Origin of the sequence: Streptomyces sp. NPDC006208, assembly GCF_040613775.1 — a bacterium.
Taxonomy (GTDB): domain Bacteria; phylum Actinomycetota; class Actinomycetes; order Streptomycetales; family Streptomycetaceae; genus Streptomyces.
In genome coordinates this window covers 70,011-83,105 of the sequence record NZ_JBEXSW010000034.1, presented here as the reverse complement: position 1 = coordinate 83,105, position 13,095 = coordinate 70,011, and the positions used below count along the sequence as shown (strand labels likewise).

The 13,095-nt window shown below is 70.6% G+C and carries 11 protein-coding genes; 5 read left to right on the top strand and 6 right to left on the bottom strand.

Annotated elements, in window-relative coordinates:
• Nucleotides 1–137 precede the first annotated feature (137 nt).
• Nucleotides 138–821, top strand: a complete 684-nt coding sequence (locus ABZ208_RS25980) for a maleylpyruvate isomerase family mycothiol-dependent enzyme (RefSeq protein WP_356911874.1) — start codon at nt 138–140, stop codon at nt 819–821.
• Nucleotides 822–830: 9 nt separating this feature from the next.
• Complete coding sequence (locus ABZ208_RS25975; protein ID WP_356911873.1) at nt 831–1,487, top strand: MBL fold metallo-hydrolase; 657 nt, start codon at nt 831–833, stop codon at nt 1,485–1,487.
• Nucleotides 1,488–1,708: 221 nt separating this feature from the next.
• On the opposite strand, the gene ABZ208_RS25970 is transcribed toward ABZ208_RS25975, so the two are convergent.
• The 6 genes from ABZ208_RS25970 to ABZ208_RS25945 all read right to left on the bottom strand — a co-directional run bounded on the left by ABZ208_RS25970 (nt 1,709) and on the right by ABZ208_RS25945 (nt 9,894).
• Nucleotides 1,709–2,461 carry an alpha/beta hydrolase gene (locus ABZ208_RS25970; protein WP_356911872.1) on the bottom strand — a complete coding sequence of 251 codons (753 nt, stop codon included), beginning with the start codon at nt 2,459–2,461 and terminating at the stop codon, nt 1,709–1,711.
• Nucleotides 2,462–2,663: 202 nt separating this feature from the next.
• Nucleotides 2,664–3,686, bottom strand: coding sequence for a TerC/Alx family metal homeostasis membrane protein (locus ABZ208_RS25965; RefSeq protein ID WP_356911871.1), 1,023 nt, complete (start codon nt 3,684–3,686; stop codon nt 2,664–2,666).
• A gap of 264 nt (nt 3,687–3,950) precedes the next feature.
• Nucleotides 3,951–5,951: a TerD family protein gene (locus ABZ208_RS25960; RefSeq protein ID WP_356911870.1), complete on the bottom strand. Its 2,001-nt coding sequence runs from the start codon at nt 5,949–5,951 to the stop codon at nt 3,951–3,953.
• A gap of 143 nt (nt 5,952–6,094) precedes the next feature.
• Nucleotides 6,095–6,673, bottom strand: a complete 579-nt coding sequence (locus ABZ208_RS25955; protein WP_328401952.1) for a TerD family protein — start codon at nt 6,671–6,673, stop codon at nt 6,095–6,097.
• Between the two features lie 132 nt (nt 6,674–6,805).
• Entirely contained in the window at nt 6,806–8,935 is a 2,130-nt protein-coding gene (gene uvrB, locus ABZ208_RS25950) for an excinuclease ABC subunit UvrB (protein ID WP_356911869.1), read from the bottom strand.
• Between the two features lie 80 nt (nt 8,936–9,015).
• Nucleotides 9,016–9,894: an MHYT domain-containing protein gene (locus ABZ208_RS25945; protein ID WP_356911868.1), complete on the bottom strand. Its 879-nt coding sequence runs from the start codon at nt 9,892–9,894 to the stop codon at nt 9,016–9,018.
• Between the two features lie 256 nt (nt 9,895–10,150).
• Between ABZ208_RS25945 and ABZ208_RS25940 the strand changes: the two genes are divergently transcribed.
• The 3 genes from ABZ208_RS25940 (at nt 10,151) to ABZ208_RS25930 (ending at nt 12,963) form a co-directional block, all read left to right on the top strand.
• Nucleotides 10,151–11,080, top strand: coding sequence for a glycerophosphodiester phosphodiesterase family protein (locus ABZ208_RS25940; protein WP_356911867.1), 930 nt, complete (start codon nt 10,151–10,153; stop codon nt 11,078–11,080).
• Entirely contained in the window at nt 11,077–11,607 is a 531-nt protein-coding gene (locus ABZ208_RS25935) for a methylated-DNA--[protein]-cysteine S-methyltransferase (protein WP_356911866.1), read from the top strand. The genes ABZ208_RS25940 and ABZ208_RS25935 overlap by 4 nt, the downstream gene beginning before the upstream one ends.
• A gap of 81 nt (nt 11,608–11,688) precedes the next feature.
• Entirely contained in the window at nt 11,689–12,963 is a 1,275-nt protein-coding gene (locus ABZ208_RS25930) for an MFS transporter (protein ID WP_356911865.1), read from the top strand.
• Nucleotides 12,964–13,095: the final 132 nt, after the last annotated feature.

Below are 13,095 nucleotides of genomic sequence, written 5' to 3'. Positions count from 1 at the left end.
ACAGGCTATGGGGGCCGCCAGGTGATGGATGCCTGACTTTCAAGGATGCCTCCACCGAGCGTATAGCACGCACATTCGATTAGCGGACGCGCTCGGCCACCTTCACCCGATCGAGTGGCGGGTCTATCGTCTGCACCATGATCGATCCCAAGCGCGACCTGGACGCTGTACGCGAAGCCACCGAGCGACTGCTCACCGCAGCCACCGCTCTGGACAACGCCGCCACGAGCGGACCGTCACGGCTGCCGGGCTGGACCCGCGGCCATGTCCTGGCCCACCTGGCCCGTAACGCCGACGCCCTCGTCAATGTTCTCGAGGGCCGCCCCATGTACGAGAGCGCTGCGGCGCGCGAGGCCGATATCGAGCGCGACGCCCCTCGCCCCCTCACCGAGCAGCTCGCCGACCTCCGCGCGACCGCCGACCGCATCCAGGCCGCCGGAGAGCGGGACGCCGACTGGTCACGGACGGTCGAGCTCCGCAACGGTGTGACCGACAACGCCTCCCGGTTGCCGTTCCGGCGTCTCGTCGAGGTCGAGCTGCACCATGTCGACCTGGACATCGGCTACGAGCTCGAGGACCTGCCGAAGGAGTTCACGGAGCGGGAGACCGACTTCCTCGCGCAGCGTTTCAGCGGGCACGCGGACGTCCCTCCGACCCGCATCCTGACCGACGGCGGCGAGTGGCACACCGGCGGCACGGGCGGCACCCCGGTCACCGTCTCGGGCCCGGCGGCGGACGTGCTGGGCTGGCTCGCGGGCCGGCGGGACGGCGCGGCGCTGGAGGTCTCCGGAGGCCTGCTGCCCGCACTGCCCCCGCTATAGGCTGAGCCCATGACGTACAGCGGAGTGGTGAAGGTCGGCGGCCCTGCGGACGTACACGAACTGACGGACCTGATGATCTCGAAGATCGCGGTCGGACCGATGGACAACAACGCATATCTGCTGCGCTGCCGGGCCACCGGCGAGCAGCTGCTGATCGACGCGGCGGCCGAGCCGGAGACGTTGCTGGGGTTCATCGGCGACGACTCCATCGCGTCCGTGGTCACCACGCACCAGCACGCCGACCACTGGCAGGCGCTGGCCGAGGTGGTCCGCGAGACCGGCGCGCGCACCTACGCCGGGCGGTACGACGCCGACGGCATCCCCGTCCCGACCGATGTGCTCGTCGAGGACGGCGACACGATCCGTGTGGGCAGGGTCGAGCTGGTCGCCCGTCATCTGATCGGCCACACCCCGGGCTCGATCGCGCTCGTCTACGACGACCCGCACGGCCATCCGCACGTCTTCACGGGCGACTGCCTGTTCCCCGGTGGGGTCGGCAACACCCGCAAGGACCCGGAGGCCTTCGCGAGCCTCATCGACGGGGTCGAGAAGAAGCTCTTCGACGCACTCCCGGACGAGACCTGGGTCTACCCGGGCCACGGAAAGGACACCAGTCTCGGCAACGAGAGGCCGCAGCTGCCCACGTGGCGCGAGCGCGGCTGGTAGACGGACGGCACGCGCCGGACGCCCGAGGCCCTGTCCGGGCGACCTTCGAGGATAAGCCTGCGGCGTCAGATGCGTGGGGTCTCCCCCGGCCCGCCAGGGCCGGGGGAGAGACATCGCACGGCGGAGGTCGCCCTCGTACTGGGCGTACTTGGGCGACTCCGACAACACAGCAAGGTGCCGTAGCTGTCGCCACAGGCCCGACAAGATCGCCCGGACAGGGCCTAGCCGCCCGCGGCGTCCGTCGCGTCCGCGGCGTCGGTCGGCTCGGCGGCGCCCGCACCCTCGAAGCTCCTCGCGATCACCGGCGGGAGCGGCCCCAGCCCCAGCAGACCCGTCACCACGCGGGTGGTGAGCGAGTGCCATTCGCCGGCGCGGCGCAGCATGGCGTGATCGCCGCCGGCCATGCGCAGCGCGCACACCTCGGCCCCCGCGGCGCGGGCCCTGGTCGTGAACGCCCAGGTCTCCTGCGGGTCGGTCACACGGTCCCGGTCACCGTGCAGCAGTACGACGCGGCGGCCCGCGAGGTGGTCCACCGGTTCACCCTCGGGGCACCAGGGGGCAAGGCCGACGACGCCGGTCACCAGCGGATGTCCGCCGGCGTGCAGGGCGGCGCGCCCGCCCATCGAGTGGCCGACCAGCAGCGTGGGCACGGGGCCGGTCAGCAGGGCGAGTTCGTCCAGGGCGCTGAGGGCGTCACGTCCGGCGTCGGCCCGCGTGCCGTTCCAGCCCCGGTGGCCGTAGCGGACGCGGCCGAGCACGATGTCGTGCCCGGCAGTGGCACGGGCGACGGCCCGCGCGAAGGGGTGCATCCGCACGCCGGGCAGGTTGAGGCCGGAGGGCGGCTCGAGGCCGTCGGCCCGGCCGCCGTGCAGCAACAGGACCGCTGCCCGGGGCGGCTGGGCGGTCCGGTCGATGCGCAAGGTGAGGGGGGCGGCGGGCGCGGGCTCTTGCCGGCGTGTGCGTCGGGGTGTCATGTCCTCGGTCGGGTCGGCTCGGGACGGTCGTCCACCGTCGTGCGTCGTCGTCGTGTGTCGCACGCAACGGTATGCGGAAGGGCGCCGCGCCGCGCGCCTCCCCCCTCCCCCGAGAGTCGGGCCCGTACGCCGGGACCGGCGGGTGCGGAACGGCTCTGCCGTCCGCACCCGCCGGTCGGGGGTGTTGGTGCCTCGTCGGCCGTCAGGCGTCGACGCTGTCCTTGTCCGACTCCCCGGGGCCCTGGACCCCGGCCTTCCGGGCTTCCTCGGCCGCTTCGCGCTCGGACTGCTTCTTGGAGGCGATGAGGCTGGTGATCGTGGTGATGATCAGCACACCGCAGATGAAGGCCAGCGAGAAGGGGATGGAGATCTCCGGGACGTTCACTCCGCTCTCGTGCAAGGCGTGCAGCACCAGCTTCACGCCGATGAAGCCGAGGATCACCGACAGGCCGTAGCTGAGGTGGACGAGCTTCTTGAGCAGTCCGCCGATGAGGAAGTACAGCTGCCGCAGACCCATGAGGGCGAAGGCGTTGGCGGTGAAGACGATGTACGGGTCCTGGGTCAGGCCGAAGATCGCGGGGATCGAGTCCAGCGCGAAGAGCACATCGGTCGTGCCGATGGCGAGCATGACCACCATCAGCGGGGTCAGGACCCGCTTGCCGTTGACCCGGATGAAGAGCTTGGTGCCGTGGTACCGGTCGGCGACCCCGAACCTCTTCTCGATGGACTTGAGGAGCCTGTTCTCCTCGAACTCGTCCTCCTCCTCGTCCGAGCGCGCCTCCTGGATGAGCTTCCAGGCGGTGTAGATCAGGAACGCGCCGAAGATGTAGAAGACCCAGGAGAAGCTGGCGATGATCGCGGCGCCGGCCGCGATGAAGATGGCCCGCAGAACCAGCGCGATCAGCACACCGACGAGCAGCACGCGCTGCTGCAGGTGCGACGGCACCGCGAACTTCGCCATGATCAGGACGAACACGAAGAGGTTGTCGACACTGAGCGACTTCTCGGTGATGAAGCCCGCGAAGAACTCGCCCGACGCCTGGCGCTCGCCGAACACCAGCAGGCCCAGGCCGAAGAGTGCGGCGAGCACGATCCAGACGACGGTCCAGATGCCCGCTTCCTTCATGGACACGTCGTGGGGCTTGCGCCCGATGAAGAAGTCGACCGCGATCAGAGCGCTCAGACCGAGAATGGTCAGCACCCACATGTTGAATGAAACGTCCACTGCGCCTCCGGCGTCGTACGGCTATTGATCAGCGTCGTCGCTGCCGGAGGTCTCTTCCACCCGGGGCGACGCGATGCCGCAACCACGGGCCGGCGCCCCGGGACTTCTCTGTCTGTCCGTACTGACGGGCACGCCGCGTGTCGGGAGTACTCCCCTCCGCGCAAAGAACAGTACACGGAAGCCCAATGAAAGGTAAAGGTTGAGGTAAAGCACTCCTCAAATGCGCAGGTCAGTGACTGGATCAGGTAAGGGGCCGAGGACGGCTCAGCGGTTCCAGGAACGGCGGGCCGTGGCCACCTGGTCCAGAACCTGGCGCAGCACGTCGCTGCCCGACGGCACCATCGGCGGCTCGTACGTCCAGGCATGCCGTACCCAGGGGTCGGCAAGGTGGTCGTCCGGGACCGGCGTGATGCGCAGCAGGGAGCGCCACAGCGGGTCCAGCACCGGGCCGTACGCGCTCGCGTCCTCGCGGTCGGCGACCATCATCAGATGGACGCCGACGGCCGGGCCCTCGTCGGCGAGATAGCGCAGCTGGGTGACCGCTCGATCGTCGAAGCCGTGCGGGAAGTCATTGACGATCAGCAGCTGCTCACCGGTGTCGAAGCCGGGGGGCAGCGCGTCGGCCGCGCCTCCGCGCATAGCCATCGACACCAGGTCCACGCGCTGGGTGAGCTTCGCCAGCACGTCGCTGACGCCCTGGGCGCCGGCGGCGGGCGGCGCCGCCAGCACTCCGGAGGCGACGAGCGGGGCGAGCGACGCGGCCGCGGAGCGGGCAGGGTCGATGACATGCACGGAGAACTCGCCGGGCGGGTAGACGGCGAGCAGCCGGGCCGCGTGCGCGACCGCGCAGTCGACGGCGAGGCGGCGCAGCTGGGCGTCGTCCATCATCAGCGCGGCTTCCGAGCCGCCCCGTCCGCTGTCGACCCACAGCCCGCGCTCCAGCGGCAGCCGTACGAGACAGGGGATGCGCAGCTCGGGGCTCTCAGGCAGATGCAGATCGCCGATGCGCAGCGCCATGGGGATCTCCATCGGGACCCGGTAGGCGTGCCAGGTGGGGTTGTCCCAGCGGGCGAAGGCGGGCGGCAGGGCCGGCTCGACGACCTCCGACTCGGCCGCCAGCTGGGCGAGATCGCGGTCGAGGACCTGACGGGCCTGGTCGGTGAGCTGCTCGCACTTGGCGCGCGCCGCCTCGCGGGCCGCATCGCCCGTGCCGCCGATCCGGCTTCGCGGGTCGGACAGGACATGGTCGAGCTCCTGCTCCATACGGTTCTCGGCGAATTCGACCGCGCTGCGATAGGCGGCCACCGCACGGGCGTAGTCCTCGAACATGCCCCACACCTGGTTGTACAGGCGCTCCTCCATCGACCAGCCGGTGGCATCGCCGGCCACGGGCACGGGCGGGCGGCCCGGCTCGCCGGGCTGTGCGGCCGGAGGCGGCGGCGGGGGCGCGGTGGACTGCCGGCGCGGATGCGCGTAGTTGATGGGGCCACCGCTGGGCGTCTGCGGGGCGTCGGCGGTGGGCGTCTGCTGGGGCCCGGTGGCGCCGCCGGCGGTGGCGGGCTGAGGGCCGGCGAGCGGGAAGTCGTCGGGAAGGGCACTGCCGGCAGCGAGGGTGGCGTCCGCCGGCGCCGACTGGTCGGGTCCCGGTGCGGGGGTGCCCTGAGCGGCGTGGGCGTCGCCGCCGCTCGTACGCAGCCGGGCCGGTTCCGTACGCGGCGAGCGGGACGCGGCCTTCTCCTGGACGGCCGCCGCGATCCGGTCGGCTCCGTCCATGCCCTGGTCCCTGAGCAGCGCGGCGAGTCCGCCCGCGTACCCCTGGCCGACGGCGCGGATCTTCCAGGCGCCCTGGCGGCGGTACAGCTCGACGGCGACCAGCGCGGTCTCGCTGTCCAGTCCGGTGATGGTGAAGCTGACCAACTCGGCGTCGTCCTGGCCGACGACGGCGAGGAAGGGGGCCGCGGTGGCGCCGAAGTGGGCCGGCCCGCCCGATGCCTCCGGGAGCGCGAGCAGCACACTGACCTGGTCCACCGCATCGGGCACCGCGTCCAGGTCGATGCTGAACCGGGGCGCCTCGGTGGCCTGCCCGGGCACCTCGATCCCGGGCAGCGCGGTGGCTCCGGGGTAGGCGATCGCACCGTCGCCGACGGCCCCCTGCGCGTCGGAGCAGGTGGCGCAGGCCAGCACTGGATGGCCCGCCGACACCCGGATCTGCAGGCGGGTGTCGGGCAGGGGGTGGTTCTGCCCCCGGACCAGCTCGGCCGTCATCGCTCTGTCTCCTCGGTGCTGTGCGCTTGTGGTCGTCGGCACGGTGAGCAGCTCACCGTGCGTCATTCGCGGTGCGTGGTACGCGGTGCAGCTCCCGGCGGCTGGGCCCCCGGGAGCTGCGTGTCCGTCCGCGCGGGCCGTACTTACAGGTGCGGCAGGATGGACGGCATCAGGTCCTGGAACGTGCGGCCGTTGGCCGGGTTGCCCAGAGCCGTCATCTTCCAGCCGCCGCCGACCCGGTGCACCTTCGCCATGATCTGCGCGGTGTACTGGCCGCCGCCGTCCAGGGTGTAGCGGGCCAGCTCCTGGCCGTTGCTCTCGTCGACAATGCGGCAGAAGGCGTTCTGCACCTCCTGGAACGTCTGGCCGGTGAACGAGTTCACCGTGAAGACGATCTGGTCGATGTGGACCGGCACCCGCTGCAGGTCGACGAGGATCGCCTCGTCGTCGCCGCCCGAGCCCGCGCCGCCGACCAGGTTGTCACCCGTGTGCTTGACCGAGCCGTCATCGCTGACCAGGTGGCGGAAGAAGACCACGTCCACCGGCTGCTTGTCGGCGAACAGCACCGCCGACGCGTCGAGATCGATCTCACGGGTGCGCGAACCGAACAGACCGCGGCGAGGCGCCGCCTGCCAGCCGAGCCCCATCCGCACCGAGGTAAGGGTCCCCCCGTCGCTCTTCTGCAGGCTGATGGCCTGACCCTTGGTCATGTTGACCGTCACGCGCTGTCCCCTTCTTAGTATTTGCCGCCGCCCATATGTGCGGTTGTCCAGCACCCTACGCAGTCACTCCAACAGCGCAGCACAGTTGGTCGTTTTTTGTGTCGGTCTTGCAACACACCTGGTGTGCGGGGCTCAGGCGAGACCCGCCTCCTTCATCTGCCGCAGTTCCTTCTTCAACTCGCTCACCTCGTCACGCAGCCGTGCCGCCACCTCGAACTGGAGCTCCGCGGCCGCGGCCCGCATCCGCTCGGTCATCTCCTCGATGATTCCGGCCAGTTCGGCCGCCGGGCGGTCGGAGAGCACCTCCCCCTTACGGCCTGCCGCCCCCGCGCCGGTGCCGAGCACCGGGACCGGCGCCTTGGCCGCCTTGCCCGGTTTACCCTCTTTGGCCTGGCGGTAGCCGGTGCCGAGCAGCTCCTCGGTGTCGACCTCCTCGCGCGCGATGGTGGCGACGATGTCGTTGATCTTCTTGCGGAGCGGCTGGGGATCGATGCCGTTGGCGGTGTTGTAGGCGATCTGCTTCTCGCGGCGGCGGTTGGTCTCCTCGATCGCCTTCTCCATGGCCGCGGTCACCTTGTCCGCGTACATATGGACCTGGCCGGAGACATTGCGCGCCGCGCGGCCGATGGTCTGGATCAACGAGGTGCCGGAGCGCAGGAAGCCCTCCTTGTCCGCGTCGAGGATGGCCACCAGCGACACCTCGGGCAGGTCGAGGCCCTCACGCAGCAGGTTGATGCCGACCAGAACGTCGTACTCGCCCGCGCGCAGCTCGCGCAGCAGCTCGACCCGGCGCAGGGTGTCGACGTCGCTGTGCAAGTAGCGGACCTGGATGCCCAGTTCGAGGAAGTAGTCGGTGAGGTCCTCGGCCATCTTCTTGGTGAGCGTGGTGACCAGGACCCTCTCGTCCTTCTCCGTACGCAGGCGGATCTCGTGCACCAGGTCGTCGATCTGCCCCTCGGTGGGCTTGACGACGACCTCGGGGTCGACGAGGCCGGTGGGGCGGATGATCTGCTCCACGAAGCCGTCGCCGCGGGAGAGCTCGTAGGTGCCGGGGGTGGCGGACAGATAGACGGTCTGGCCGATCCGCTCCTTGAACTCCTCCCACTTCAGCGGGCGGTTGTCGAGCGCCGAGGGCAGCCGGAATCCATGGTCGACCAGGGTGCGCTTGCGGGAGGCGTCCCCCTCGTACATCGCGCCGATCTGAGGCACGGTGACATGCGACTCGTCGATGACGAGCAGGAAGTCCTCGGGGAAGTAGTCGAGGAGAGTGTTGGGCGGGGAGCCGGGCTCCCGGTCGTCGAAGTGCATCGAATAGTTCTCGATGCCCGAGCAGGAGCCGATCTGGCGCATCATCTCGATGTCGTACGACGTACGCATGCGCAGCCGCTGGGACTCGAGCAGCTTGCCCTGTTTGTCCAGCTCGGCGAGGCGTTGTTCCAGCTCGGCCTCGATACCGTTGACCGCCTTCTCCATGCGCTCGGGGCCGGCCACATAGTGGCTGGCCGGGAAGACGTACAGCGACCGGTCCTCGCTGAGGATCTCGCCGGTGAGCGGATGGAGGGTGGACAGCGCCTCGATCTCGTCGCCGAACATCTCGATACGGACGGCGAGCTCCTCGTAGACCGGGAAGATCTCGATGGTGTCGCCGCGGACCCGGAAGGTGCCGCGCTGGAACGCCATGTCGTTGCGCGTGTACTGGATGTCGACGAAGCGGCGCAGCAGCTGGTCGCGGTCGATCTCGTCGCCGACCTTGAGCTGCACCATGCGGTCCACATACTCCTGCGGGGTGCCGAGGCCGTAGATGCACGAGACGGAGGCGACCACGATGACGTCCCGCCTGGTCAGCAGGGAGTTCGTCGCGGAGTGGCGCAGGCGCTCCACTTCCTCGTTGATCGAGGAGTCCTTCTCGATGTAGGTGTCCGACTGCGGGACGTACGCCTCGGGCTGGTAGTAGTCGTAGTACGAGACGAAGTACTCGACCGCGTTGTTCGGCAGCAGTTCGCGGAATTCGTTCGCCAGCTGGGCGGCCAGGGTCTTGTTCGGCGCCATCACGAGGGTGGGGCGCTGGAGCTTCTCGATCATCCAGGCGGTGGTCGCCGACTTGCCGGTGCCGGTCGCACCGAGCAGGACGACATCCTTCTCACCTGCGCGGATACGCCGCTCCAGGTCGGCGATGGCGGTCGGCTGGTCGCCGCTGGGCTGGTAGTGGCTGACGACCTCGAAGGGCGCCACCGTACGTTCGATCTTGGAAACGGGCCGCATGCAACAACCGTACGACCCGCCACTGACACCAGGGGGGTGATCGGCCGCGCACGACCGCGGCCGGACCGGCCGGCCGTGGCTCAGTCCTTGCCGGAGCCTTGGTGCCCGCGGCGCATGCTGCGGTCGGCGGCCCAGGCGGCTGCCCTCGGATACGACGGCGCCGGCGTCCGCTGCGCGGGCACTCCGGGCCGGGCACGGCCGCCTTCGGCGGGCAGCCGGTCGGGCTCGCCCAGCACCAGCAGCGGATCGAACATCACCACGACAGCGGCAAGAAGCAGGAAGACGCCGGGGCCGACCAGCACGGGAGCGAGGACCGTGGCGGCCGGGTCACCGCCGGCGGCGGAGCCGACGACCGGATGCAGATGCACACTGACGGCAGCCATGCCCGTGTAGTGCATCCCGGTCACCGCGATCCCCATCACCAGGCTCGCGCCGAGGCTCGCCATGAAGCCGTGTATCGCGGCGGCGGCCCACAGCGCCAGCGTAGCGGCGACCACCGCGATCACCACGGACAGGGCGACGGTCCCCGTGTCGTACAGGAGGCGCCCCTCCAGCCGCATTCCGGCCATGCCGAGGTAGTGCATGGAGGCCACACCGAGTCCGGTGATCGTGCCGCCGGTGACGAGGGCCATGGCCGTCGCACCCCGGTAGCCGACGATGAAGATACCGATGCCGACCATGATCACGGCGACGGCGAGGCTGGCGAAGGTGGTCGGTCTGTCGTAGTTGACCGCCACCCCCTCGACGCTGAATCCCATCATGGCTATGAAGTGCATCGTCCAGATTCCGGAGCCGATCGCGGTCGCGCCGAGGGCGAGCCAGCCCGGCTTGAAGGACCGTCCGGTGCGCAGGGAGCGGGTGGTGCAGCGCAGGCCGAGCGCCCCGCCGAGGCATGCCATGAGAAACGCGGCCACGGGCGTGACGAGCCCGTAGCTGAATCCGTCCACAGTGCCCTGCATGACCCTTGCCCTTCGTCCCGGGTGACGCCCTGCGATCCCTGCGATCCCTTGCGAACCCTGATGGGGGTCCGGTTCGGGCCGGAACACGGCCCGCAAGGCGTCACGCAAGCGTTGAGCGGAGTTTGTCGACACGGAGTCTGACACGGAATGCGCGCCGCGCGGCCGCGTTCACGTTACGGCCATACTTCACTCGCACCTCGTTGACCGACAGCTGCCACCCTCGGCTCGTCCGTGACCGACGACGTGAGGACCACTTATGTTCGCCCGCCCCGTCGCAGCGCTGGCCACCACCGCTCTCGGATTCAGTGCGCTGTTCCTGCCCGGATCCGCCGCGGGCACCGAGGACGCCACGGCACGGCACGGCGACCCGGTGGTCATCGCCCATCGCGGCGCGTCCGCCTACGCGCCGGAGAACACGCTTGCGGCGATCGACCTCGCCGCCCGTATGGGCTTCGCCTGGGTCGAGAACGACGTCCAGCGCACCAGGGACGGTGAGCTCGTGGTCGTGCACGACGATTCACTCGCCCGGACGACCGACGTGGAAGAGCGTTTTCCAGGCCGGGCGCCATGGAAGGTGAAGGACTTCACCGCCGCCGAGATCGCGACCCTGGACGCGGGCAGCTGGCGCGGACCCGAGTGGGCATGGGCCCGGGTGCCGACGCTCAAGGAGTACCTGAACCGGGTGGACGACAACGGTCAGAAGCTGCTGCTGGAGATCAAGAAGCCGGAGCTGTACCCCGGCATCGAGCAGGACACCCTGCGGGTGCTCGGTGAAGAGGGCTGGCTCGACCGGGCGCACGTCGGGCACCGGCTGGTCGTCCAGAGCTTCGGCGCGGACAGCATGAAGGTGGTCCACGCACTGCGACCCGACATCACGACCGGCTTCCTCGGTACGCCCGCGGTGGCGGACCTGCCCTCGTTCGCGGCGTTCACGGACCAGATCAATCCGTCGCACACCTCACTGAGCGCCGAGTACGTCGACGCGGTCCACGCGTTCAAGGGCCCGCACGGCAGGCCGCTGCGGATGAACACCTGGACGGTCAACGACGCGGAGGGCGCGGTGCGGGCGGCCGGGTTCGGAGTGGACGGGATCATCACCAACAACCCGGACGTGGTGCGGGACGCCCTGGGCCGGGCTCCGGGCTCAGCGGGAGTGTCAGTGGCCGGTCGTACCGTGGTCCCATGAACAGCTTCGGGTGGGCCACGGTCGGCACCGACATCGGGCCGCTGCTTCTCGCCGCGACCGACGAGGGGCTGGTGAGCGTGGTCTTCCACGCCGACGCGGCGGTGCGGGAGCGGGCGCTCGAGCGGCTGACGGCACGGCTCGACGCGGCGGGCGTCGAGGACCCGGCAGGGCGGCTCGCCGAGCCGATACGCCAGCTGGAGGCGTACTTCGCCGGCGGGCTGCGGACGTTCGACCTGGCACTGGACTGGTCGTTGTCCGGCGGCTTCAACCGCCGGGTGCTGTGCGAGCTGCTGGCCGGCGTGCCGTACGGAACGGTGGTCGGGTACGGCGACCTGGCGTCCCGGGTGGGCCGGCCGGGTGCGGCCCAGGCAGTGGGCGCGGCGATGGGGTCCAATCCGCTGCCGGTCGTGGTGCCCTGCCACCGGGTGGTGGAGACGGACGGAGGGCTCGGCGGGTTCGGCGGCGGTCCGGAGACCAAGCGGAAGCTGCTGGCGCTGGAGGGTGTGCTGCCCGAGCCGCTGTTCTGACGTTGTTCCGGCGTCGGTCCGACCACCGGGTCGGGCGCCGCCGCTGTTTCGTGCGGAGGTGCGGGCTGGCACACTGCGCCGGTGACCGTAAGCCCTGACGCACCTGACATACCCGGCGGCATCGCGGTGCCTGCCGCAGGGCTGCCCGCGCTGCGGCGCAGGATCAACGCCGTACTGATCGCGAGCCAGATCCTCGGCGGACTCGGTGTCGCGACGGGGATCGCGCTCGCCTCGGTGCTGGCACAGGAGGTCAGCGGCACGGAGGCACTGTCCGGCCTGGCCCCGACCGCGACCGTGGCCGGCACCGCGCTGCTGTCGATGCCGCTGGCCGCTCTGATGGCGGCGCGCGGCAGGCGGCCCGGGCTGGTCCTGGCGTATCTGATCGGGGCGGTGGGCGCGGGCGTGGTCGTGATGGGCGCGGTCGCCGGCAGCTTCCCGCTTCTGCTGGTGGGCATGGCCGGGTTCGGCGCGGCGTCGTCGGCGAATCTGCAGGCCCGTTTCGCGGCCGCCGACCTGGCCGAGCCGGAGCGTCGTGGCCGGGCCATCTCCACCGTCGTCTGGGCGACCACGATCGGGGCGGTCCTCGGCCCCAACATCGCGGCGCCCGCGGGTCGCAGCGTGTCCGGGCTCGGCATTCCGGCAGCGGCCGGCCCGTTCGTGTGGGCGGCCGGGGTCTTCCTCGTCGCGGCGGTCCTGGTCCTGGTCCTGCTGCGACCCGACCCGCTGCTCACGGCGCGGGCCCTGTCCCCGGCCGACCGCTCACCCGAGGGACGCTCGCTGCGCGCCGGGGTCCGGGCGGTCCGCGCCTCGCCCCAGGCCCGGCTGGCGCTGGTGACGGTGGCCGTGTCGCACACCGCGATGGTGTCGATCATGTCGATGACCCCGGTCGCGCTGAGCCACCACGGCGCGGACATCCAGCTGATCGGTCTGGTGATCAGCGGCCACATCGCGGGCATGTACGCGTTCTCGCCGGTGATGGGCTGGCTTGCGGACCGCATCGGACGGCTGTCGGTGATCGGGTTGGCCGCGGGGCTGCTCTGCGCGGCCGCCGTGCTGGCGGGCACGGCAGGAGCGAGTCACGGCCGGACGGCGATCGGCCTGTTCCTGCTGGGCCTGGGATGGTCGGCGGGTCTGGTGGCCGGTTCCACACTGCTGACCGACTCGGTACCGCAACCGGCCCGGGCCGCCGTCCAGGGACTCTCGGACCTGACGAGCAACGCATCGGCGGGCCTCGGCGGCGCGGCGGCGGGTCTGATCGTGGCCCAGGCGAGCTACGGCTGGCTGAACCTGATCGGCGCGTGCCTGCTGCTGCCGATGGCGGCCCTGACCGTCCACCGCGCCCTGGCCCGCGACTGACCTCCTGGGCCGGAGACCGGGCCCCGGCTCATGTGCTGCGACGGTGGACATGAGGGCGCGGTCGGCACCAGCTCGTCACAGAACCTGCCGGTCAAGGACGTGTCCGTCGGTCCACGCCGGCTTCCGACGTTT